At 73.2% G+C, this 22,025-nt stretch carries 26 protein-coding genes; 21 read left to right on the forward strand and 5 right to left on the reverse strand.

From position 1 onward, the window contains the following. Positions 1-23 precede the first annotated feature (23 nt). From ybaK to IE237_RS14340, 4 genes are all read right to left on the reverse strand, one after another. Entirely contained in the window at positions 24-521 is a 498-nt protein-coding gene (gene ybaK / locus IE237_RS14325) for a Cys-tRNA(Pro) deacylase (protein WP_116161498.1), read from the reverse strand. A 39-nt stretch (positions 522-560) separates the two neighbouring features. Then, positions 561-1,298 carry an LON peptidase substrate-binding domain-containing protein gene (locus IE237_RS14330; RefSeq protein ID WP_189802287.1) on the reverse strand — a complete coding sequence of 246 codons (738 nt, stop codon included), beginning with the start codon at positions 1,296-1,298 and terminating at the stop codon, positions 561-563. A gap of 11 nt (positions 1,299-1,309) precedes the next feature. Then, a complete protein-coding gene (locus IE237_RS14335) occupies positions 1,310-2,362 on the reverse strand; it encodes a hypothetical protein (RefSeq protein ID WP_189802288.1) in 1,053 nt (350 codons plus the stop codon). 128 nt (positions 2,363-2,490) lie between these two features. Beyond that, positions 2,491-4,104 carry an oxidoreductase gene (locus tag IE237_RS14340; protein ID WP_189802289.1) on the reverse strand — a complete coding sequence of 538 codons (1,614 nt, stop codon included), beginning with the start codon at positions 4,102-4,104 and terminating at the stop codon, positions 2,491-2,493. A 194-nt stretch (positions 4,105-4,298) separates the two neighbouring features. Between IE237_RS14340 and hisD the strand changes: the two genes are divergently transcribed. From hisD to IE237_RS14390, 10 genes are all read left to right on the forward strand, one after another. Continuing rightward, positions 4,299-5,639, forward strand: a complete 1,341-nt coding sequence (gene hisD, locus IE237_RS14345; RefSeq protein WP_189802290.1) for a histidinol dehydrogenase — start codon at positions 4,299-4,301, stop codon at positions 5,637-5,639. Then, complete coding sequence (locus tag IE237_RS14350) at positions 5,636-6,742, forward strand: histidinol-phosphate transaminase (RefSeq protein ID WP_189802291.1); 1,107 nt, start codon at positions 5,636-5,638, stop codon at positions 6,740-6,742. Before hisD ends, IE237_RS14350 begins: the two co-directional genes overlap by 4 nt. Then, positions 6,739-7,332 (forward strand): imidazoleglycerol-phosphate dehydratase HisB, encoded by a 594-nt coding sequence (hisB, locus tag IE237_RS14355; protein WP_030492957.1) that lies wholly within the window; start codon positions 6,739-6,741, stop codon positions 7,330-7,332. The genes IE237_RS14350 and hisB overlap by 4 nt, the downstream gene beginning before the upstream one ends. A gap of 2 nt (positions 7,333-7,334) precedes the next feature. Next, on the forward strand, positions 7,335-7,499 hold the full coding sequence (locus tag IE237_RS14360; RefSeq protein ID WP_189802292.1) for a CG2302 family histidine operon protein: 165 nt from the start codon (positions 7,335-7,337) through the stop codon (positions 7,497-7,499). Further along, positions 7,496-8,143, forward strand: a complete 648-nt coding sequence (hisH, locus tag IE237_RS14365) for an imidazole glycerol phosphate synthase subunit HisH (RefSeq protein ID WP_189802293.1) — start codon at positions 7,496-7,498, stop codon at positions 8,141-8,143. Before IE237_RS14360 ends, hisH begins: the two co-directional genes overlap by 4 nt. Beyond that, on the forward strand, positions 8,140-8,865 hold the full coding sequence (gene priA, locus IE237_RS14370) for a bifunctional 1-(5-phosphoribosyl)-5-((5-phosphoribosylamino)methylideneamino)imidazole-4-carboxamide isomerase/phosphoribosylanthranilate isomerase PriA (RefSeq protein WP_189802294.1): 726 nt from the start codon (positions 8,140-8,142) through the stop codon (positions 8,863-8,865). Before hisH ends, priA begins: the two co-directional genes overlap by 4 nt. Further along, entirely contained in the window at positions 8,862-9,260 is a 399-nt protein-coding gene (locus IE237_RS14375) for a RidA family protein (protein WP_189802295.1), read from the forward strand. Before priA ends, IE237_RS14375 begins: the two co-directional genes overlap by 4 nt. Then, a complete protein-coding gene (hisF, locus tag IE237_RS14380; protein ID WP_189802296.1) occupies positions 9,257-10,012 on the forward strand; it encodes an imidazole glycerol phosphate synthase subunit HisF in 756 nt (251 codons plus the stop codon). Before IE237_RS14375 ends, hisF begins: the two co-directional genes overlap by 4 nt. Positions 10,013-10,133: 121 nt before the next feature. Then, positions 10,134-10,721, forward strand: a complete 588-nt coding sequence (locus IE237_RS14385) for an ArsR/SmtB family transcription factor (protein ID WP_189802297.1) — start codon at positions 10,134-10,136, stop codon at positions 10,719-10,721. A gap of 6 nt (positions 10,722-10,727) precedes the next feature. Further along, on the forward strand, positions 10,728-11,963 hold the full coding sequence (locus IE237_RS14390; protein WP_189802298.1) for an MFS transporter: 1,236 nt from the start codon (positions 10,728-10,730) through the stop codon (positions 11,961-11,963). 32 nt (positions 11,964-11,995) lie between these two features. On the opposite strand, the gene IE237_RS14395 is transcribed toward IE237_RS14390, so the two are convergent. After that, positions 11,996-12,631, reverse strand: coding sequence for a TIGR03085 family metal-binding protein (locus IE237_RS14395; RefSeq protein WP_189802299.1), 636 nt, complete (start codon positions 12,629-12,631; stop codon positions 11,996-11,998). Positions 12,632-12,715: 84 nt separating this feature from the next. Here IE237_RS14395 and hisI point away from each other — a divergent pair, with 84 nt between their 5' ends. The 11 genes from hisI (at position 12,716) to lgt (ending at position 22,020) form a co-directional block, all read left to right on the forward strand. Further along, a complete protein-coding gene (gene hisI, locus IE237_RS14400) occupies positions 12,716-13,084 on the forward strand; it encodes a phosphoribosyl-AMP cyclohydrolase (RefSeq protein WP_189802300.1) in 369 nt (122 codons plus the stop codon). An 11-nt stretch (positions 13,085-13,095) separates the two neighbouring features. Then, positions 13,096-14,586: an anthranilate synthase component I gene (locus IE237_RS14405; protein ID WP_189802301.1), complete on the forward strand. Its 1,491-nt coding sequence runs from the start codon at positions 13,096-13,098 to the stop codon at positions 14,584-14,586. Positions 14,587-14,600: 14 nt separating this feature from the next. After that, positions 14,601-15,251, forward strand: a complete 651-nt coding sequence (locus IE237_RS14410; protein ID WP_189802302.1) for a TIGR02234 family membrane protein — start codon at positions 14,601-14,603, stop codon at positions 15,249-15,251. A 137-nt stretch (positions 15,252-15,388) separates the two neighbouring features. Beyond that, on the forward strand, positions 15,389-15,643 hold the full coding sequence (locus IE237_RS14415; protein WP_189802303.1) for an HGxxPAAW family protein: 255 nt from the start codon (positions 15,389-15,391) through the stop codon (positions 15,641-15,643). A gap of 326 nt (positions 15,644-15,969) precedes the next feature. Further along, a complete protein-coding gene (locus IE237_RS14420; RefSeq protein WP_229842669.1) occupies positions 15,970-16,392 on the forward strand; it encodes a DUF2752 domain-containing protein in 423 nt (140 codons plus the stop codon). A 155-nt stretch (positions 16,393-16,547) separates the two neighbouring features. Further along, a complete protein-coding gene (gene trpC / locus IE237_RS14425) occupies positions 16,548-17,357 on the forward strand; it encodes an indole-3-glycerol phosphate synthase TrpC (RefSeq protein WP_123451331.1) in 810 nt (269 codons plus the stop codon). An 82-nt stretch (positions 17,358-17,439) separates the two neighbouring features. Then, entirely contained in the window at positions 17,440-17,637 is a 198-nt protein-coding gene (trpM, locus tag IE237_RS14430) for a tryptophan biosynthesis modulator TrpM (RefSeq protein WP_189802581.1), read from the forward strand. Between the two features lie 325 nt (positions 17,638-17,962). Beyond that, complete coding sequence (gene trpB, locus IE237_RS14435; protein WP_189802305.1) at positions 17,963-19,201, forward strand: tryptophan synthase subunit beta; 1,239 nt, start codon at positions 17,963-17,965, stop codon at positions 19,199-19,201. Beyond that, a complete protein-coding gene (gene trpA, locus IE237_RS14440; RefSeq protein WP_189802306.1) occupies positions 19,198-20,019 on the forward strand; it encodes a tryptophan synthase subunit alpha in 822 nt (273 codons plus the stop codon). The genes trpB and trpA overlap by 4 nt, the downstream gene beginning before the upstream one ends. 64 nt (positions 20,020-20,083) lie before the next feature. Then, the gene (locus IE237_RS14445) at positions 20,084-20,908 is read left to right on the forward strand and encodes a DsbA family protein (RefSeq protein ID WP_189802307.1); all 825 of its coding nucleotides are present in this window, start codon (positions 20,084-20,086) and stop codon (positions 20,906-20,908) included. 98 nt (positions 20,909-21,006) lie between these two features. Continuing rightward, the gene (lgt, locus tag IE237_RS14450) at positions 21,007-22,020 is read left to right on the forward strand and encodes a prolipoprotein diacylglyceryl transferase (protein WP_189802308.1); all 1,014 of its coding nucleotides are present in this window, start codon (positions 21,007-21,009) and stop codon (positions 22,018-22,020) included. The last annotated feature ends 5 nt before the right edge of the window (positions 22,021-22,025 follow it).

The raw sequence follows: 22,025 nt of genomic DNA on the forward strand, positions 1-22,025 counted from the left end.
CCCCCACAGGGCCGCGCCGTGCGTCAGGCGCGGCCGATCGGGGCCACGACCGCGGAGGTGAGGGCGGCCAGGTCCGCGGGGGAGAGCTCCACCTCCAGGCCCCGGCGGCCCGCCGAGATGCAGACGGTCGCGTGGTCCGAGGCGGAGGAGTCGAGGACGGTACGGAGGCGCTTGCGCTGGCCCAGCGGGGAGATGCCGCCGCGGACGTACCCCGTCGTGCGCTCCGCCGCCGCCGGGTCGGCCATCGCGGCCCGCTTCCCGCCGACCGCCGAGGCCAGGGCCTTCAGGTCCAGCTGGCCCGCCACCGGGACCACCGCGACCGTCAGCTCGCCGTCGACGTCCGCGACCAGCGTCTTGAAGACCCGGTCGGGGGAGACGCCGAGGGCCTCCGCCGCCTCCTCGCCGTACGAGGGGGAGGCCGGGTCGTGCTCGTACGCGTGCAGCGTGAAGGGGGTGCCGGCCGCCGTCAGGGCCACCGTCGCCGGAGTGCCTCCGCTGTTCTTCTTCTGCTTCTTCGCCACGCGCTCTTCCTCGGCTCGGTCCGTCCGGCGGGGGCCGGGTCAGTTCGGGTACGTCGGGGCCTGCGTCAGGTCGACCACCGGCAGCGACGGCAGATGCCGGAGCACCGCGGTCTCCGCGCGCAGCAGCGTCAGCTCCTCGCGCAGCCGCGTCGCCGTGTCCGGCGCCTGGAGCAGCCGCTGCTTCGACGGGGTGTCGAGCACCGCGGCCGCAGCGACCAGGTACGAGACCACGGAGGGCTCGTCCGGCAGCTCACTCGTCGTCAGTGAACGCTCCCGGGCCCCCGCGAGGCGCTTCTGGTAGTTCCGGAAGGCCCGCAGCACGCCCTCGGCGAGCGTGCCCGCCTCCTCGCCCTGCTCCTCGGGGATCTCCTCGACCTCGGCCGTCAGGAACGGCCCGCTCGCGTCGACCGACAGCAGTTTCACCCGGGTCGTGCCGGTGGCCATCACCTCGAAGCTGCCGTCGGCGCGCTCCCGGATCGACGCCGCGTCGGCGACGCAGCCGACCCGGTGGAAGGACTGGATGGGATCGGAGCCGAAGCCCGCCGCCGGGCCCTTCTCCGGCAGCGCCGTCTGGTCCGGCATGCCCGGAGCCGTCGGCGCGACCTCGCGGCCGTCCCGGATGGCGACGACGGCGAAGCGGCGCGGCTCCGCGTCGTCGATCGCGAGCAGCTCGCGCATCATGGCGCGATAACGCTCCTCGAAGACGTTCAGCGGCAGCACGAGGCCCGGGAACAGCACCGCGTTGAGCGGGAAGAGTGGCAGGCGAGCGGTGGTCACAGCCGCCAAGCCTAATGGCCGCCGGGCCCGCCCCGTCCGGTCCGTCCACGACCGGTTCCCCGGAGCGGTGTCCGGCGGGCCAGTTCGCCCCGCGCCCGGTCCCGCGCGGCCAGGAAGCGGAGGAGGGGATCCTCCGGTACGGCACCCCGCGCGGCACCCCACGGGAACGAGGTCGCGTACGGGCCGATCCGCCCGAACTCCGCCCACGCCTCCTCCCAGCGCGCCCGCTCCACCAGCACGTGCGCGAGCAGATTGCGGACCTCCGCGGGCCAGGGGTCGCCCGCCGGGAAGTCCGCCGACAGGGCGAGCGCGCGGACCACCGCCCGGTCGACCCGGCCGGCCGGCACGGACCCGTCCGGCCCCGGCGGCACCCGGAGCCCGTCGTAGGCCGCGCGGACCGGCAGCGCCCCGACGAGCGAGCCCGGGGCGGCGTCGTCGGCGGCCTGCTCGGCGAAGTCGAAGGCGGCGCGGTGCGAGCCGTACCACTGCGCGGAGAGGTACTTCAGCGCGGCGACATGGCAGCCGTAGTGGTGCGGGGAGCGGCGCACGGCCTGCTCCCACAGCGACTCGAAGACCGCGTGCCCGGCGTGCGCCCCGCGCGCGTGGTCCAGGGCGAGTCGCCACGGCACCGGGTCGTGCGGCGCCGCCCCGGCGATCTCCTGGACCAGCGGGGCGAGCTCGCGCAGCCGCTCGGCCCGGGCCGGCGACTCCCAGGCCCTGCGGACGGCGAGCTGCGCCGTGACGAGGAGGACGTCGGGATCGCCGGGCGCGGCGGCGCGCCACGCGCCGAGCCAGTCGCCCCTGCTGTACGCGAAGGTGGCGAGCCGGGTGACGTACCGGTCGCGGTCCTCCCACTCGCCGGCGTCCCGGGTGGTGGCCAGCAGCTTCGCCGCGGGCTCCGGGTCGCCGAGGGCGGCGGCGACCAGGGCGGGGGCGAGCCGCTCGTCCGGGGCGTCGAGGAGCACGTCGTCGTCCGGCACGCGCCCCGCGGCGAGCCGGGGGGCGTGCCGGGCCGAGCGGACGGTGCCGACCAGGGCGCGGAACAAGGACATGGTGCTGTGCATTCTCCCCCGGCCGTGCCCGCCGCGGCAGCCGCGTCACCGGGTCACGACAGCACCCTCACCCCGCCGCGACACCACCCTCACCGCCTCCTCCCCGCGGCGGTCGCCTCCTCCGCTCCGCGGCGGCGTCCTCACCCCCTCCGCAGCAGCCGGGTCGCGCCCGCCGCCACCGTCGTCGCGAGGATCCAGCCGAGGAGGATCAGCGCCGCGGCCGCCCACTGCCACAGGCCCTCCAGACGCCAGTAGCCGTCCTGGCCGAGGTTGATCACGGGCAGCAGGAGGTCGAGCGCGTACAGCGTGCCGTTCCACTCGGGCGACTCCTCCGCCTTCAGCGGTATCGGGCGGTAGTGGGAGAAGGCCACCGTGCCGGCCGCCCACAGCACGGCCATCCACAGCGCCGCCCGGCCCGGCCGGTAGCCGTACGCCACGGTCCAGTCCTGGAGGTATCCCCACAGCTTCCCCGCGATCGGCAGGGTCTCGCGTCTGCGCCGCTGCTTGGCGAGCAGCACCTCGCGGGCGTCCGCGTCCTCGCCGCTGTTCCGCAGGACCGTCGCGAGCCGCTCGTACGGCTCGGGGGCGTACTCCGGGGTCGCCGCCGCCACCCATTGGAGGCGCCGGGCCAGCGGGAAGTGTCCGTACGGCACGAGGTTCTCGTAGGCGAAGCCGCCCATGGCGAGCCCGCCGGGCCCCGGCCAGCTGGTGGACAGGTCGATCAGCGTGACGACCTTGGCGCCGTTGAGCACCACCCGCCCCTCCTCCGGGCGCTCGCCGTTGAACCGCAGCTCCGGGGTCACGATCCGGCGCAGCGACACCTCGTCCCGGCGGGCGCCGTTCAGCAGGAAGCGGGCGGAGTGCAGGTCCACCGCGTCACCGAACCGGCCGTCGTCGAGCCGCACCCCGCCGTGGCACTCCACCGGCTTGCGCCGGGTGCCCTGGGCGGGCGTCACCCCGTACGGCGGAGTGGCCGTGGTGTTTCCCGTCCGGCCGTTGCTCCCCGTCCCCTCGTACACCCAGGCCGCGTTCAGATAGAGCGAGCGCTCCACCGTCAGCTGAGGAGCGTTCAGCGCGCGACGGCCCTGCGCCCCGCGCAGCACGCTGCCGCGCAGGCTGAGCGAGACACCGACCTTCGCCCCGCGCAGGCTCAGCTCCCCGTGGGCCTCGATCAGCTCGGCCTGGAGGTCCTGGGCGACCACCATCCCGTCCGCCGTGATCGCCCGCCCCCGCCGGTCCGGCCACACCTGGATCTGGTTGATCAGCAGGTCCGTGCCGATCTGGGCGTCCGTCAGCCGGATGCCGTGGCGCACCCGGCAGCGCGGAAGATGCAGGTCCCCCTCCGTGTGCAGCCGGGCCGCCTCCAGGCGCGGCAGCGCGCACTCGACCATCCGCAGGGTGCCGAAGCGGGCCTCGGGCAGCACCACCTCGCCGTCGAACCGGCAGCCGTGCAGCTCCACGTACGGCCCTATCGTCCCGCCCGCCAGATTCAGCACGCCGGTGATCCTGACCCCGCGCAGCTTCAGCGCGGCCACCCGCCCGGACCGGGCCGGCGGCCCGTCGAGCAGCAGCAGCGCCACCACGTCGGCGCGGACGCTCCGCTCCTCCCCCCACTCCCGTACCCCGAAGGGGTCGTCCCGCTCCGCGATCCCCTCCGTCAGATCGCAGGTCCTGCCGATCCGGAACGCCCGCCACACGGCCCGCTCCGGGCCCGTGAGACCGTCCGGCATCCCGTCCTCGTGCGGCTCGGTCACTGCCGCCCCCTCGCTTTCCCCGATGCGCTCCCACCACTCCGCTTCCCGGGAGTCGTGGATTCGTACAGTCGTTCTTCCCGCACTGTGACGGGCTGAACGCTAACGGTCAGGAGTGGCGAGGAGACGCCACCGTGGCGTGTATCAGCCAGTGATACGGGCGTCCGGCGCTGTGAGCCGTCTGAGAGAATTGACCCGTGATCTCTCGAATCGATCTGCGCGGCGAGGCCCTCCCCGAGGGTTCCGCTCTGCGCGACCTGCTGCCCCGTGCCGAGTTCGACGTGGAAGCCGCCCTGGAGAAGGTGCGGCCGATCTGCGAGGACGTCAGGCATCATGGCGCGGCCGCGGTGATCGACTACGGGGAGAAATTCGACGGGGTCCGCCTCCAGCGCCTGCGCGTCCCCGCCGAGGCGATCAGCCGCGCCCTCGACGAGCTCGACCCGGCCGTCCGCGCCGCGCTCGAGGAGTCCATCCGGCGCGCCCGGCTCGTCCACCGCGAGCAGCGCCGCACCACCCACACCACCCAGGTCGTCCCCGGCGGCACGGTCACCGAGAAGTGGATCCCCGTCGAGCGCGTCGGCCTGTACGTGCCGGGCGGCCGCTCCGTCTACCCGTCCTCCGTCGTGATGAACGTCGTCCCGGCGCAGGAGGCCGGCGTCGAGGGCGTCGCCGTCTCCTCCCCGCCGCAGAAGGAGTTCGGCGGCCTTCCGCACCCGACGATCCTCGCCGCCTGCGCCCTCCTCGGCGTCGACGAGGTGTACGCCGCCGGCGGAGCCCAGGCCATCGCCATGTTCGCGTACGGCACCGAGGGAACCGCCGACGAGCCCGGCTGCGCCCCCGTCAACCTGGTCACCGGCCCCGGCAACATCTACGTCGCCGCGGCCAAGCGCCTCCTCAAGGGCCGCATCGGCATCGACGCCGAGGCCGGCCCGACGGAGATCGCGATCCTCGCGGACTCCACCGCCGACCCCGTGCACGTCGCCGCCGACCTCATCAGCCAGGCCGAGCACGACCCGATGGCCGCCTCCGTCCTCGTCACCGATTCGGACGAGCTGGCCGCCGCCACCGAGGCCGAGCTGAAGACCCAGGTCGCCGCCTCCAAGCACATCGACGACCGGATCGTCCCGGCCCTCGCCGGCCGCCAGTCCGCGATCGTCCTCGTCCGCGACCTCGCCGACGGCCTCAAGGTCGTCGACGCGTACGGCGCCGAGCACCTGGAGATCCAGACCGCCGACGCCGCCGCCGTCGCCGACCGCGTCCGCAACGCGGGCGCGATCTTCGTCGGCCCCTGGGCGCCCGTCTCCCTCGGCGACTACTGCGCCGGCTCCAACCACGTCCTGCCCACCGGCGGCTGCGCCTGCCACTCCTCGGGCCTCTCCGTGCAGTCCTTCCTGCGCGGCGTGCACATCGTCGACTACACGCGCGACGCCCTCGCCGAGGTCGCCCACCACGTCGTCACCCTCGCCGAGGCCGAGGACCTCCCGGCCCACGGCGCGGCGATCAAGGCCAGGTTCGGATGGAAGGTCCCGCAGCAGTGACCGGTATCGACGACCTGCCCGTCCGGGACGAGCTGCGCGGCAAGTCCCCCTACGGCGCGCCCCAGCTCGACGTCCCCGTCCAGCTGAACACCAACGAGAACCCCTACCCGCTGCCCGAGCCCCTGGTGGCCCGGATCGCGGAGCGGGTCGCCGAGGCCGCCCGCGGCCTCAACCGCTACCCCGACCGCGACGCGATCGAGCTCCGCACCGAGCTCGCCGCCTACCTCACCCGGACCGGCGGGCACCGCGTCGGCGTCGAGAACGTCTGGGCGGCCAACGGCTCCAACGAGGTGCTCCAGCAGCTCCTCCAGACCTTCGGCGGCCCCGGCCGTACCGCGATCGGCTTCGAGCCCTCGTACTCGATGCACGCCCTGATCGCCCGCGGCACCGGCACCGGCTGGATCTCCGGTCCGCGCAACGAGGACTTCACCATCGACGTGGAGGCGGCCGTCCAGGCCATCGCGGAGAACGCGCCGGACGTCGTCTTCATCACCTCGCCCAACAACCCCACCGGCACCGCCGTCGGGGCCGACACCGTCCTCGCCCTGTACGAGGCGGCCCAGGCGGCCAGGCCCTCGATGGTCGTCGTGGACGAGGCGTACGTGGAGTTCAGCCACCGCGACTCGCTGCTGCCGCTCCTGGAGGGCCGCCCGCACCTGGTGGTCTCCCGGACGATGTCCAAGGCCTTCGGCGCCGCCGGGCTCCGCCTCGGCTACCTCGCCGCCCACCCGGCCGTGGTCGACGCCGTGCAGCTGGTCCGCCTGCCGTACCACCTCTCGGCCGTCACCCAGGCCACCGCCCTCGCCGCCCTGGAGCACACCGACACCCTCCTCGGGTACGTCGAGCAGCTCAAGGCCGAGCGCGACCGGCTCGTCACCGAGCTGCGCGCCCTCGGCTGCGAGGTCACCGAGTCCGACGCCAACTTCGTGCAGTTCGGGAAGTTCCCCGACACGCACGCGGCCTGGCAGGCGATCCTCGACCGGGGCGTCCTGGTCCGGGACAACGGCGTACCGGGATGGCTGCGGGTCACCGCCGGCACCCCCGAAGAGAACGACGCGTTCCTCGACGCGGTCCGTGAACTGATGAAGGAGCAGGAACGATGAGCCGCGTAGGCCGCGTTGAGCGCACCACCAAGGAGACCTCCGTCGTCGTCGAGATCGACCTCGACGGCACCGGAAAGGTCGACGTGTCGACCGGGGTCGGCTTCTACGACCACATGCTCGACCAGCTCGGCCGGCACGGGCTCTTCGACCTGACGGTCAAGACCGACGGCGATCTGCACATCGACTCGCACCACACCATCGAGGACACCGCCCTCGCCCTCGGTGCCGCCTTCAAGCAGGCCCTCGGCGACAAGGTCGGCATCTACCGCTTCGGCAACTGCACCGTCCCGCTGGACGAGTCGCTCGCCCAGGTCACCGTCGACCTCTCCGGCCGCCCCTACCTCGTGCACACCGAGCCCGAGAACATGGCGCCGATGATCGGCTCGTACGACACGACGATGACCCGGCACATCCTGGAGTCCTTCGTCGCCCAGGCCCAGATCGCGCTGCACGTCCACGTGCCCTACGGCCGCAACGCGCACCACATCGTGGAGTGCCAGTTCAAGGCACTCGCCCGCGCCCTCCGCTACGCCTCCGAGCGCGACCCGCGCGCCGCCGGAATCCTCCCCTCCACGAAGGGCGCGCTCTAGTCGTGAACGGCCTCTCCACCATCCTGATCCTCGTCGGGCTCTTCCTGCTCGGCGGCATCTACTCCTTCGTCAAGCAGAAGATGCCCAAGGGCCTCATCGTGCTCCTCTCCATCGGCGCCGCGATGTGTCTCTCCGCCGGTGTGCTGCGTCTGGACGTGTGGTCATGAGCACCGCTTCTCCGAAGAAGGTCGTCGTCTTCGACTACGGCTTCGGCAACGTGCGCTCCGCCGAGCGCGCGCTCGCCCGGGTCGGCGCCGACGTCGAGATCACCCGCGACTACGACACCGCCATGAACGCCGACGGGCTCCTCGTCCCCGGCGTCGGCGCCTTCTCCGCCTGCATGCAGGGCCTCAAGGAGGCCCGCGGCGACTGGATCATCGGCCGCCGGCTCTCCGGCGGCCGCCCGGTCATGGGCATCTGCGTCGGAATGCAGATCCTCTTCGCCCAGGGCATCGAGCACGGCGTGGAGACCGAGGGCCTCGACGAGTGGCCCGGCACGGTCGAGCCGCTGAACGCGCCCGTCGTCCCCCACATGGGCTGGAACACGGTCGACGCGCCCGCCGACACGCAGCTCTTCGCGGGGCTCGACGCCGACACCCGGTACTACTTCGTGCACTCCTACGCGGTGCGCGAGTGGACCCTGGAGGTCGGCAACAAGAACATGCGCGCCCCCAAGGTCAGCTGGGCCACCCACGGCGAGCCCTTCGTCGCCGCCGTCGAGAACGGCGCCCTGTGGGCCACCCAGTTCCACCCCGAGAAGTCCGGCGACGCCGGAGCCCAGCTCCTCACCAACTGGATCGGAACCCTGTGAGCACTCTCGAACTCCTCCCCGCCGTCGACGTCCGCGACGGCCAGGCCGTCCGGCTCGTCCACGGCGAGTCCGGCAGCGAGACCTCCTACGGCTCCCCGCTGGAGGCCGCCCTCGCCTGGCAGCGCGCCGGCGCCGAGTGGCTCCACCTGGTCGACCTGGACGCCGCCTTCGGCACCGGCGACAACCGCGACCTGGTCCGCCAGGTCACCGAGGCCATGGACATCAAGGTGGAGCTCTCCGGCGGCATCCGCGACGACGCCTCGCTCGCCGCCGCCCTCGCCACCGGCTGCACCCGCGTCAACCTGGGCACCGCCGCCCTGGAGACCCCCGAGTGGGTCGCCAAGGTCATCGCCGAGTTCGGCGACAAGATCGCCGTCGGCCTCGACGTGCGCGGCACGACCCTGCGCGGCCGCGGCTGGACCCGCGACGGCGGCGACCTGTACGAGACGCTCGCCCGCCTCGACTCCGAGGGCTGCTCCCGCTACGTCGTCACCGACATCGCCAAGGACGGCACCCTCCAGGGCCCCAACCTGGAGCTCCTGAAGAACGTCTGCGCGGCCACCGACAAGCCCGTCGTCGCCTCCGGCGGCGTGTCCTCCCTGGACGACCTGCGGGCCCTGTCCGGCCTGGTCCCGCTGGGCGTCGAGGGCGCGATCGTCGGCAAGGCGCTGTACGCCGAGGCCTTCACCCTCGAAGAGGCGCTCGCGGCGGTGGCCTCGTGACCTCCGAAGTCCGCAAGGTCGTCACCGGCGCTCCCTGGGAGGAGCAGTTCGGCTACTCCCGCGCGGTGGAGCTGCCGAACGGTCTGGTCCTGGTCTCCGGCTGCACGTCGGTGGTCGGCGGGCAGATCGCCGGGGGAGGCCCCCACGAGCAGACGGTCAACTCCTTCAACGTGGCCTTCGACGCGCTGAAGCAGCTGGGCCTGGGCCCGGAGCACGTCGTCCGCACCCGGATGTACATCACGCACGCCCGGGACGTGGACGAGGTCGGCCGCGCCCACAAGGAGCTGTTCGACGCCGTCCGCCCCGCCGCGTCGATGATCATCGTCTCCGGTTTCGTCGACCCGAGCCTGGTCGTCGAGGTCGAGGTCGAGGCGTACCGGGGTGAGGGCGCATGAGTCTCGCCGTACGGGTGATCCCCTGTCTGGACGTGGACAACGGCCGGGTCGTGAAGGGCGTCAACTTCCAGAACCTGCGGGACGCGGGCGACCCCGTCGAGATGGCCAAGCTGTACGACGCCGAGGGCGCCGACGAGCTGACCTTCCTCGACATCACCGCCTCCTCCGGCAACCGGGAGACCACCTACGACGTGGTGCGCCGCACCGCCGAGCAGGTCTTCATCCCGCTCACGGTCGGCGGCGGCGTCCGCTCGGCCGAGGACGTCGACAAGCTGCTGCGGGCCGGCGCCGACAAGGTGGGCGTCAACACCGCCGCCATCACGCGCCCCGAGCTGATCCAGGAGATCGCGGAGCGCTTCGGCCGCCAGGTGCTCGTCCTGTCCGTGGACGCGCGCCGTACGGCCTCGGGCTCCTTCGAGGTGACGACGCACGGCGGCCGCAAGGGCACCGGCATCGACGCTGTCGAGTGGGCGCACCGGGCCGCCGAGCTGGGCGCGGGGGAGATCCTGCTCAACTCGATGGACGCCGACGGCACCAAGGACGGCTACGACACCGAGATGATCGCCGCCGTGCGCAAGCACGTGACGGTCCCGGTGATCGCCTCCGGCGGCGCCGGGAAGCTCGCCGACTTCCCGCCGGCCGTGGCGGCGGGGGCGGACGCGGTGCTCGCGGCCTCCGTCTTCCACTTCGGCGACCTGCGGATCTCGCAGGTCAAGGACGCGCTGCGGGAGGCGGGCCATCCGGTCCGCTGAGGCGGCGTCAGGCCGTTGACGGGAAGGGCCCCTTCGGGGGCCCTTCTCCTTTCCCCGATGCGCAGGATTATTTGTGCAAATTTCGTTGCGCAAGATTTCTTTCGTATCTATGGTCGTGGACATGACGTCGCAGGAGAACCGCCGCATCGACGACCTCGGCACCCTGAAGGCCATCGCGCACCCCCTGCGCATGCGTCTCTACCGGGCCCTGTTCGTGGCCCGCACCGCCACCGCCTCCCAGCTCGCCGAGCAGGTCGACGAGGCCGTCTCGCTCGTCAGCTACCACCTGCGCAAGCTCGCCGAGCACGGCCTCATCGAGGCCGCCGAGGCGCAGTCCGCCGACGGCCGCGAGCGCTGGTGGCAGCCCAGCTCGTACGGGCTGAGCATCCGCGACGAGGACGTCCGCGGAAACCCGGAGATGGCCGCCGCGAGCGACGCCGTCGGCCGGACCATCAACGAACAGCGCAGCGCACTCCACCGCCGCTTCATGGACGAACGCCTCACCTGGTCCGACGAGTGGCGCTCGGCCGCGATCAGCTCGGAGTGGCTGCCGCGCCTGACCGCCCCCGAGCTCGCCGCCCTCGGCCAGGAGCTCGACGCGCTCCTCGAGAAGTACGACCGGCGGGCCCGCGCCGCCGAAGCGGCCGGAGACACCGAGGGCCGCGAGAACGTCGCCGTCCACCTCCACGGCTTCCCCTACCGAGGCTGAGCGACGATGACCACGATCACCGGCAGCGCGGCGGCCCCCGCCCACCGCGACCCCCAGGTCCTGCGCTGGCTCGGCGCCTACACCGCCTCCACGCTCGGCGACAGCGTCTACTACCTCGCCCTCTCCTGGACCGCCGTCAGCAGCGGCACCCCCGCCCAGGCCGGGCTCGTCATGGCCGTCTCCGCCGTGCCCCGCGCCCTGCTGATGCTCGGCGGCGGAGTCGTCGCCGACCGCCTCGGCCCGCGCCGGGTCGTCATCGCCTCCGACACCGTCCGCTGCCTGGTCGTCCTCGGCCTCGCCGCGACCCTGCTCCTCGCCTCACCCGGCCTGTGGGCGCTCGCCGCCGTCGCCCTCGTCTTCGGCGTCGTCGACGCCGTCTTCCTGCCCGCTGTCGGCGCCCTGCCGCCTCGCGTCGCCGCACGCGACCAGCTCGCCCGCGTCCAGGGCATGCGTGGCCTCTCCTACCGTCTCGGCGCCGTCCTCGGCGCCCCGCTGGGCGGCCTCGCCATCGCCCTCGGCGGCTCCGCCACCGCCTTCGGCATCGCAGGGATCCTCTTCGCGTTCTCCCTGCCCCTGCTCGCCGCGCTCAGGCTCCGCCCCCTGCCCCGGGAGGACGAGGCGCGCGACGGCACGGCCCTGCGCGACCTCGCCGACGGCCTGCGCTACCTCCGCGGCCACCGCGTGCTCGGCCCGCTGATGATCGTCGTGCTCCTCAGCGACCTCGGCTTCGTCGGCCCGCTCAACGTCGGCCTCGCGGTCCTCTCCGAACAGCGCGGCTGGGGCGCCTCCGGCATCGGCTGGGTCCTCGCCGGGTTCGGCGTCGGCGCCGGCGGCGCCTCCCTGCTGCTGACCGTCAAGGGCCACGTGCCCAGGACCGGCGTCGTCATGGGCTGGACCATGGTGGTCGGGGCCGTGTCGATCGGCGCCCTCGCCTTCATTCCCCAGCTGCCCTTCGCCGTCCTCGCCGCCCTCTCCATCGGGCTGCTCGCCGGACTCTCCGGAGCCCTCTGCAACGCCCTCGTGCAGACCGAGTGCGACCCCGCCTACCTCGGCCGGGTGAGCGCCGTCTCCAGCCTGGGCAGCCTCGGCATCGCCCCGCTGAGCTTCCCGGTCACCGGCGCCGCCATCGGCGCCTGGGGCCCCGGCCCGGTCTTCGTCGTCAGCGCGGCGGTCTGCGCCCTGTCCGGCGTGTACGCCCTCGCGGTCAGCGCGGTCCGCCGCGCGGAACTCCCGAAGGGCTAGGGGGTGTCCTGCCGATCAGGGCAGGACACCCCCTAGATCCCCAGCTGCTTCGTCTCCCGCAGCCGCTCGATCGCGTCGGGCTCGCCCTCCAAGGCAACCTTCGCCGAGTCCTGGCGGCCGTACAGGTACATCACCAGCTCACCCGGCTCCCCGGAGGCCGTCACCACCGGGGTGCCGCGGTGGGCGACCGCCGTCTGGCCGTTCGGACGGCGGAGCACCAGGCCCACGGGGGCCTTGCGGCCGAGCAGCCGGGCCGCCTTCTCCAGACGGGACCAGAGGGCGTCGGCGAAGACCGGGTCCAGCTCGCGCGCCGACCAGTCGGGCTGGGCCCGCCGGACGTCCTCCGCATGCACGTAGAACTCGACGACGTTCGCCCCCTCGTCCACCTGCTTGATGGTGAACGGCGAGAACTTCGGCGGACCCGAACGGATGAGCTGGATCAGCTCCTCGTACGGCTTCTCGGCGAACTCCGCCGTCACCCGGTCCATCCGCTCCTTCAGCGCCGGTACGACCGCACCCGCCGCCGCGTCGGGGCGCCGCTCCCGCACCACCACGTGGGCCGCGAGGTCCCGGGTCCGCCAGCCCTCGCAGAGCGTCGGCGCGTCCGGGCCCGCCGCCTCCAACAGATCGGCGAGCAGAAGCCGTTCACGTTTCGCATGGGTCGACATGCCCGCCAGCGTACGACCGTGGGCTCCGGTCCGCCCAGTGGACGCCCCGCCGGACACCGCCCCGGATCGCGGCACAATGGCGCCATGACCAGCACGCCCCGGACCCCCAGCGACCTCGACCCGGCCATCGCCGCCCGCCTCAAGCGCAGCGCCGACGGCCTCGTCCCCGCCATCGCCCAGCAGTACGACACCGGCGAGGTGCTGATGCTCGGCTGGATGGACGACGAGGCCCTCCACCGCACCCTCACCACCGGCCGCTGCACCTACTGGTCGCGCAGCCGCAACGAGTACTGGGTCAAGGGCGACACCTCCGGGCACGTGCAGCACGTCAGGTCGGTCGCCCTCGACTGCGACGCCGACACCCTCCTCGTCAAGGTCGACCAGGTCGGAGCCGCCTGCCACACCGGCGCCCGCACCTGCTTCGACGCCGACGTGCTCCCCGTCTCCCAGTAAGGTCCGGTGCCATGGATCTCGAGACCTTCCGCAAGCTGGCGGCCGACCGCCGCGTCATCCCCGTCAGCCGCAGGCTCCTCGCGGACGGCGACACCCCGGTCGGGCTCTACCGCAAGCTCGCCGCCGAACGCCCCGGCACCTTCCTCCTCGAATCCGCGGAGAACGGCCGCAGCTGGTCCCGCTACTCCTTCATCGGAGTCCGCAGCGACGCGACCCTGACGGTCGAGGACGGGCAGGCCCACTGGCTGGGCACCCCGCCCGTCGGCGTCCCCGTCGACGGCGACCCGCTCGCCGCCCTGCGCGCCACCGTCGAGACGCTCCACACCCCGCGCGACCTCGCGTCCGGCATGCCCCCGTTCACCGGCGGCATGGTCGGCTACCTCGGCTACGACATCGTCCGCCGCCTGGAGAAGATCGGCGAGCACGGCCGCGACGACCTGAAGCTCCCCGAGCTCACCATGCTCCTCACCAGCGACCTCGCGGTCCTCGACCACTGGGACGGCTCGGTCCTGCTGATCGCCAACGCGATCAACCACAACGACCTCGAAACCGGCATCGACGAGGCGTACGCGCACGCCGTCGCCCGCCTCGACGCCATGGAGGCCGACCTGGCCCGCCCGGTCGAGAGCGCCCCGGCCGCCCTGCCGCCGTCCGAGCTCCCCGCGTTCTCCGCCCTCTGGGGCGGCGCGGCCTACCAGGACGCCGTCGAGGACATCAAGGAACGCATCCGCGCCGGCGAGGCCTTCCAGGTCGTGCCCTCGCAGCGCTTCGAGACCCCCCTCACCGCCTCCGCGCTCGACGTGTACCGGGTCCTGCGGGCCACCAACCCGTCCCCGTACATGTACCTCTTCCGCTTCGAGAACGGCTTCGACGTCGTCGGCTCCTCGCCCGAGGCCCTCGTCAAGGTCGAGGACGGACGGGCGATGCTCCACCCCATCGCCGGCACCCGGCACCGCGGCGCCACCCCGCAGGAGGACCACGACCTCGCCGAGGAGCTGCTCGCCGACCCCAAGGAGCGCGCCGAGCACCTCATGCTCGTCGACCTCGGCCGCAACGACCTCGGCCGGGTCTGCACGCCCGGCTCCGTCGAGGTCGTCGACTTCATGTCGGTCGAGCGCTACTCGCACGTCATGCACATCGTCTCCACCGTCACCGGCGAGGTCGCCGAGGGCCGCACCGCCTTCGACGTCCTCACCGCCTGCTTCCCCGCCGGGACGCTCTCCGGCGCGCCCAAGCCCCGCGCCATGCAGATCATCGAGGAGCTCGAACCCTCCCGGCGCGGCCTCTACGGCGGATGTGTCGGTTATCTCGATTTCGCCGGCGACGCGGACACCGCCATCGCCATCCGCACCGCGCTGCTCCGCGACGGAACGGCGTACGTGCAGGCCGGAGCGGGTGTCGTCGCCGACTCCGACCCGGTCGGCGAGGACAACGAGTGCCGCAACAAGGCCGCGGCCGTGCTCCGCGCCGTCCACACCGCCAACCGGATGAACGGAGGCTGAGCACGTAGGGGATAGTGGGGTACGTGAGTGCCGTACCCGTACCCCAGCCCCGGGCCGCCCGCGCGGCCGTCCCCACCGGCGGCCGCCGCAGCCTGGCCGCGGCCCTCCTCCTCGGCGCCCTCGGCGCCACCGTCGTCCTGCTCTCCGCCGGTCAGATCTGGGCGGAGGGCACCGCGTCCGTCGGAGGCGGCAGCGTCCCCGTCGAGGCCGACGGCGGCACCGTCACCGGCGTGCCGACCGCCCTCGCGATCGTCGGCCTCGCCGCGCTCTTCGCCGTCTTCGCCGTCCGCCGCACCGGCCGCACGCTCGTCGCCGCGCTCCTCGCGCTCAGCGGCGCGGGCGCCGCGCTCGCCGCGGTCCTCGGCGCCTCCGACAGCGCCGCGCTCGACGCCGAGGCCGCCCGGATCAGCGGCGACACCGCCGCAGCCGTCGCCGGCCTCACCCACACCGCCTGGCCGTACGTGACCGCCGCGGGCGCCGTCCTCATCCTGCTCGCCGGCCTCTTCGCCCTCCGCTTCGGCAAGAACTGGCCGGCGATGGGCGGACGCTACGAGCGCTCCGGCACCCCCCGCGCCGGCCGCAAGGCACCCGCGGCCGATCCGGACCGGCCCGAGGACCTGTGGAAGGCCCTGGACCGCGGCGAGGACCCGACCCAGGGAGCCTGAGCGGGGGAGCCGACCGCGACGCGTGATCGCCCCGGCCCCCCCGATTCATCCTCGCGCGCCCGCGTACGGGACAATGAGCGCCGAGTGTCCGCGCACGCGAGACCTCACCATCGAGCAACTGCAACGAGGAGCAACTCATGGCGGGCAGCGCCCACGGACACACCCCGGCCGCCTGGACCGGTGTCATCATCTCCTTCATCGGCTTCTGCATCGCCGGCGTCTTCATGGTGGCCGCCAACGTGCCCGGTTTCTGGGCCGGCGTGGGCGTCATCGTCCTCGGCGGCATCGTCGGCGGCGCGATGAAGGCGGCCGGCCTCGGCATGCCGAAGGAGTCGGCGGCCGTCGCCGCCGCCCGCGAGGCCGCCACCGCGACCGCCCGGGCCCACGCCTGACGCGACACGACGCATCCGAGGGCGCAGTCCGGCCGTGCCGGGCTGCGCCCTCGCGCGTCAGGGGCGAGAATCACCGGGTGGACGCGCAGCCGACGGCCGGAGCCGTGACCGATTCCCCCACCCAGCCGGGTGAACCTGCACGACCGAATGCCGCGGCACCCGAAGAGGGGCTGCCGGCGCGGGGGGACACCGAGGCCCCTCCGTGCGCCCCGCCGGGCCCCGGTGACGCCTCCGCCGCGGACGGCTCGCCGGGCGCCGGTCCCGTGCCGCCCCCGGGGCCGGGCGGGCCCGTACCCCCGGGTCACGCCCCCTGGTCGGGTCCGTACGTGCCGGCGTCGGCGCCGCCGGCACGGTCGCCCGTGCGGCGGCTGGCCGCGCCCGTCGCCACCCTCGCCGGGGTCGTCGCCGCCTTCGCCTACGTCGGAGCCGTCGACCCCAACGAACCCGGGCACTACCCCGTCTGCCCGCTCCTCCGCTTCACCGGCGTCTACTGCCCCGGCTGCGGCGGACTCCGCAGCGCCTACGCCTTCGTCCACGGCGACCTCCCGGCCGCCCTCGGCGCCAACGCCCTCGCCGTCGTCGGCTACGGAGTCTTCGCCGTCGTCATGACCGTCTGGCTGATTCGCGCCGTCCGCGGAGTGCCCATGCGGCTCGCGGTCTCCCCGGTCCTGTGGTGGGGGATCGGGGCCGTCCTCGCCCTCTTCACCCTGGTCCGGAACCTTCCCTTCGGCTCCGCGCTGGCCCCCTGAGAGCCCCTCGCGGGCCCGTGGGGACCCCGTCGGGAGTCCCAGCAGATGGGACACCACTCCGGCCGATGCGAGTCCGGGGCCGTCCTGCGGATAGGATCGAAGTGGCTGAACCTGGTTCATCATCACCGTCACCGTCCCGGAAGGGGGCCCCTCGCGTGAGTGTGCTCGACGAGATCATCGAAGGCGTGCGCGCCGACCTCGCAGAGCGGCAGGCGCGGGTCACCCTCGACGAGCTCAAGGAGCGCGCCGCCAAGGCTCCGCAGGCCAAGGACGGCGTCGCCGCACTGCGCGGGGACGGCGTCAAGGTCATCTGCGAGGTCAAGCGCTCCAGCCCGTCCAAGGGCGCGCTCGCCGCGATCGCCGACCCGGCCGGTCTCGCCGCGGACTACGAGGCGGGCGGCGCCGCCGTCATCTCCGTCCTCACCGAGCAGCGCCGCTTCGGCGGCTCGCTCGCCGACCTGGAGGCCGTCCGCGCCCGGGTCGACATCCCGGTGCTGCGCAAGGACTTCATCGTCACCGCGTACCAGCTCTGGGAGGCACGGGCGTACGGAGCGGATCTCGCGCTCCTCATCGTCGCCGCCCTGGAGCAGGAGGCCCTCGTCTCCCTCATCGAGCGCGCCGAGTCCATCGGGCTCACCCCGCTCGTCGAGGTCCACGACGAGGAGGAGGTCGAGCGGGCCGTCGACGCGGGCGCCCGCATCATCGGCGTCAACGCGCGCAACCTCAAGACCCTCAAGGTCGACCGCTCCACCTTCGAGCGCGTCGCCCCCGAGATCCCCGCGCACATCGTCAAGGTCGCCGAGTCCGGCGTCCGCGGCCCGCACGACCTCATCGCCTACGCCAACGCGGGCGCCGACGCGGTCCTGGTCGGCGAGTCCCTCGTCACCGGCCGCGACCCCAAGGCCGCCGTCGCCGACCTCGTCGCCGCCGGCGCCCACCCGGCCCTGCGTCACGGCCGGAGCTGACCGCGCCATGACCCCCCGCCACGACACGCCGACACCCCCGGGCAGCGCCCGGGGGCCGGTCGGCGTGGCGTCGGCGACCACCGTGGGACGCCGCCGCCTGCTCCGTACGGCCGCGTCCGTCCCCGCCCACGCGCCCCTGGCCAGGGGCTGCCGCCCGCGCGGCTGCCGCGCGCCCGCCCGCCGTGTCCACGGCCGCCGGGTCCGCTACGTCATCGGCTCCGAGCCGGGCCAGGTCAACGGCATGCGATGGCGCCCGCGCCTCGCGCGCACCTTCACGTAGAGCAGCGCCGTTGGGCCCACGCCCCGCCGTTGTGGGCATTCGTTCCGCAGGGCGGAACGGGTGGGCACAACGGACGGCGCCCTTGCCGGGCCTAGGCTCCCGCGCCCGAACCCGCACCACCCGTGCGGGTCCGCGTGGGCGCCGGGCACACCGGGCAGAGGCGCCGCCAAGGGCGCCGTCCCGTGTGCCCACCCGTTCCGCCCCGCGGAACGATTGCCCACACGGGCCGGGGCGAGGCGTTGCCGCATACGTGACGGGTCGCGCGCATACCGTGACCACCAACCCCACGTACCCGGGGCACACCCGCCCCGCGAGGAGCATCCGCATGTCCAGCGAGTTCTTCATTCCCGACCCGGACGGTCAGGTCCCCACCCCCGAGGGCTACTTCGGTGCCTTCGGCGGCAAGTTCATCCCGGAGGCCCTCGTCGCCGCCGTCGACGAGGTCGCCGTCGAGTACGAGAAGGCCAAGGCCGACCCCGAGTTCGCCCGCGAGCTCAACGACCTGATGGTCAACTACACCGGCCGGCCGAGCGCCCTCACCGAGGTGCCGCGGTTCGCCGAGCACGCCGGCGGCGCCCGGATCTTCCTCAAGCGCGAGGACCTCAACCACACCGGCTCGCACAAGATCAACAACGTGCTCGGGCAGGCCCTCCTGACCAAGCGCATGGGCAAGACGCGGGTCATCGCCGAGACCGGCGCCGGCCAGCACGGCGTGGCCACGGCCACCGCCTGCGCCCTCTTCGGCCTCGACTGCACCATCTACATGGGCGAGGTCGACACCCAGCGCCAGGCCCTGAACGTGGCCCGGATGCGGATGCTCGGTGCCGAGGTCGTGGCCGTGAAGTCCGGCAGCCGCACGCTCAAGGACGCCATCAACGAGGCCTTCCGCGACTGGGTCGCCAACGTGGACCGGACGCACTACCTGTTCGGCACCGTCGCGGGACCGCACCCCTTCCCCGCCATGGTCCGCGACTTCCACCGGGTCATCGGCGTCGAGGCCCGCCGCCAGATCCTGGAGCGCGCCGGGCGCCTGCCCGACGCGGCCATCGCCTGCGTCGGCGGCGGCTCCAACGCCATCGGCCTCTTCCACGCCTTCGTCCCGGACGCGGACGTCCGCCTGATCGGCTGCGAGCCGGCGGGCCACGGCGTCGAGACCGGCGAGCACGCGGCCACCCTCACCGCCGGCGAGCCCGGCATCCTCCACGGGTCCCGCTCCTACGTCCTCCAGGACGAGGAGGGCCAGATCACGGAGCCGTACTCGATCTCGGCGGGCCTCGACTACCCGGGCATCGGCCCGGAGCACGCGTACCTGAAGGACAGCGGGCGCGGCGAGTACCGGGCCGTCACCGACGACGCCGCCATGCAGGCGCTGCGGCTGCTCTCCCGTACGGAGGGCATCATCCCGGCCATCGAGTCGGCGCACGCCCTCGCCGGGGCCCTGGAGGTCGGCAAGGAGCTCGGCAAGGACGCCCTGCTCCTCGTGAACCTCTCCGGGCGCGGCGACAAGGACATGGACACGGCCGCCCGCTACTTCGGGCTGTACGACGGGGAGGGCTCCAAGTGACGACCGGGAACATCCAGCTGCTCAGCGACACCCTCGCCAAGGCCAGGGCCGAGAACCGGGCGGCGCTCATCGCGTACCTGCCGGCCGGCTTCCCGACCGTCGACGGCGGCATCGCCGCGATCAAGGCCGTCTTCGACGGCGGCGCCGACGTCGTCGAGGTCGGGCTCCCGCACAGCGACCCGGTCCTCGACGGGCCGGTCATCCAGACCGCCGACGACATCGCCCTGCGCGGCGGAGTGAAGATCGCCGACGTGATGCGGACGGTCCGCGAGGCCCACGAGGCCACCGGCAAGCCGGTCCTCGTCATGACGTACTGGAACCCGATCGACCGGTACGGCATCGAGCGCTTCACCGAGGAGCTCGCCGCGGCCGGCGGCGCGGGCTGCATCCTGCCCGACCTGCCGGTCCAGGAGTCCGCCGTCTGGCGCGAGCACGCCGACAAGCACGGTCTCGCGACCGTCTTCGTCGTCGCGCCCAGCAGCAAGGACGAGCGCCTCGCCACCATCACGGCCGCCGGCTCGGGCTTCGTCTACGCCGCCTCGCTCATGGGTGTCACCGGCACCCGCGAGTCGGTCGGCGAGTCGGCCGCGGACCTGGTCCGCCGCACCCGAGCCACCTCGGAGCTGCCGGTGTGCGTCGGTCTCGGCGTCTCCAACTCCACGCAGGCGCGTGAGGTCGCGGCCTTCGCCGACGGCGTCATCGTGGGCTCCGCCTTCGTGAAGCGGATCCTCGACGCCGACGGCGACGAGGCGGCCGGGCTCACCGCCGTAAGGGAACTGGCGGCCGAACTCGCCGAGGGCGTCCGCCGCGTTTCGTAGCCCATCCGGGTGGATCTGGGACCGGGGAGGCGCGGATGTGCCTCCCCGGTTCGTTGCCTGGGGCGTGAGCGAGAAGAACAGTGGTGACGGTAGCCGGAGCGCGCGGGAGCGCCTCCAGCAGCAGCGCGAGCGCGACAAGGCCCGCGAGAAGCAGCGACGCGTCCTGATCGTGTCGGCGGCGGTGGTCGGTGTCCTCGGCCTGGCCGCGGTCGTCGGTGTGATCGCCGCGAGCGGCGACAAGGACGGTGGATCCGACAAGGCGGGACCGGTGGTCGCGCCGAGCGGAGCGACCGACGAGGACGCCAAGCCCGCCATCCCCACGGGCAAGGCGGACGCTCCGTCGACGCTCACGATCTGGGAGGACTTCCGCTGCCCGGCGTGCGCCCAGTTCGAGAACGTCATGCGGGACTCGATCCACGAGCTGGAGGCCTCCGGCGCCCTCAAGGCCGATTACCACCTCGCCACCCTCATCGACGGGAACATGGGCGGCAGCGGCTCGCTGCGCGCGGCGAACGCCGCCGCGTGCGCCCAGGACGCGGGGAAGTTCACCGCGTACCACGACGTGCTCTACATCAACCAGCCGCAGGAGACGGACGACGCCTTCGGCGACAACGCCAAGCTGATCGAGCTCGCGGCGAAGGTGCCGGGGCTCGACACGCCGGCCTTCCGCAGCTGTGTGAACGACGGCACGCACGACAGCTGGGTGAAGAAGTCGCACGAGGCCTTCCAGAACGGCGGCTTCCGCGGCACCCCCTCCGTCCTCCTCAACGGAGAATCGATCTTCCCGACCAAGGGGAACGAGCAGATCTCCCCGGAGAACCTGAAGAAGTGGGTCGCCGAGGCCAACAAGGGCAAGAAGGCGGGCACCGCCTCCCCGTCGGCGGGATAACCGGGGACGGCCGACGGGTCGGCCGGCGGATTGGTTACCCAGAAGTTGCCGGGTGGGCTGCCGTCCCGCCCGCCCGGCAGGGTAGCGTCGGTCCTGCCATGGACCTTGCCTACATTCCCAGCCCGTCGACCGGCGTGATCCACCTCGGACCGATCCCGCTGCGCGGCTATGCCTTCTGCATCATCATCGGTGTCTTCGTTGCCGTCTGGCTCGGCAACAAGCGCTGGATCGCCCGGGGCGGCACCGCCGGCACCGTGGCCGACATCGCCGTCTGGGCGGTGCCCTTCGGCCTCGTCGGCGGACGTCTCTACCACGTGATCACCGACTACCAGCTGTACTTCAGCGAGGGTGAGAACTGGGTCGACGCCTTCAAGATCTGGGAGGGCGGCCTCGGTATCTGGGGTGCCATCGCGCTCGGCGCGGTGGGCGCCTGGATCGGCTGCCGCCGCCGGGGCATCCCGCTCCCGGCGTACGCCGACGTCATCGCCCCCGGAATCGCCTTCGCCCAGGCCATCGGCCGCTGGGGCAACTGGTTCAACCAGGAGCTCTACGGCAAGCCGACCGACCTGCCCTGGGCGCTGAAGATCAGCGAGGGCGTGAACCGCGAGGCCGGGCTCTACCACCCGACCTTCCTCTACGAGTCGCTCTGGTGCGTCGCCGTCGGCTTCCTCGTCATCTGGGCCGACCGCCGCTTCAAGCTCGGCCACGGCCGTGCCTTCGCCCTCTACGTCGCCGCGTACTGCGCGGGCCGTGTCTGGACCGAGTACCTGCGCGTCGACGAGGCGCACCACGTGCTCGGCCTGCGGCTGAACGTGTGGACGGCGATCATCGTCGGCCTGCTGGCCGTGGTCTACATGGTGGTCTCGGCGCGGGTGCGCCCGGGCCGCGAGGAGACCGTGGAACCCAAGAAGGCCGAGAAGACCGAGAAGACCGAGAAGGCCGACGGCGCCGTGGACGGTGCCGGGGAGGACGAGGCGGCGGACGCGGAGCCGAAGGACACCGCTCCGGACACGGACTCCGAGGAGCCGGAGGAGTCCGGCCTCTCCGATGCGGAGAAGCCGGAGAAGCCGGAGAAGTCGACGAACGGTGCGGGATCGGCCGCCAAGAGCTGATCGTC

Origin of the sequence: Streptomyces tanashiensis (assembly GCF_014648895.1) — a bacterium.
Taxonomy (GTDB): domain Bacteria; phylum Actinomycetota; class Actinomycetes; order Streptomycetales; family Streptomycetaceae; genus Streptomyces; species Streptomyces tanashiensis.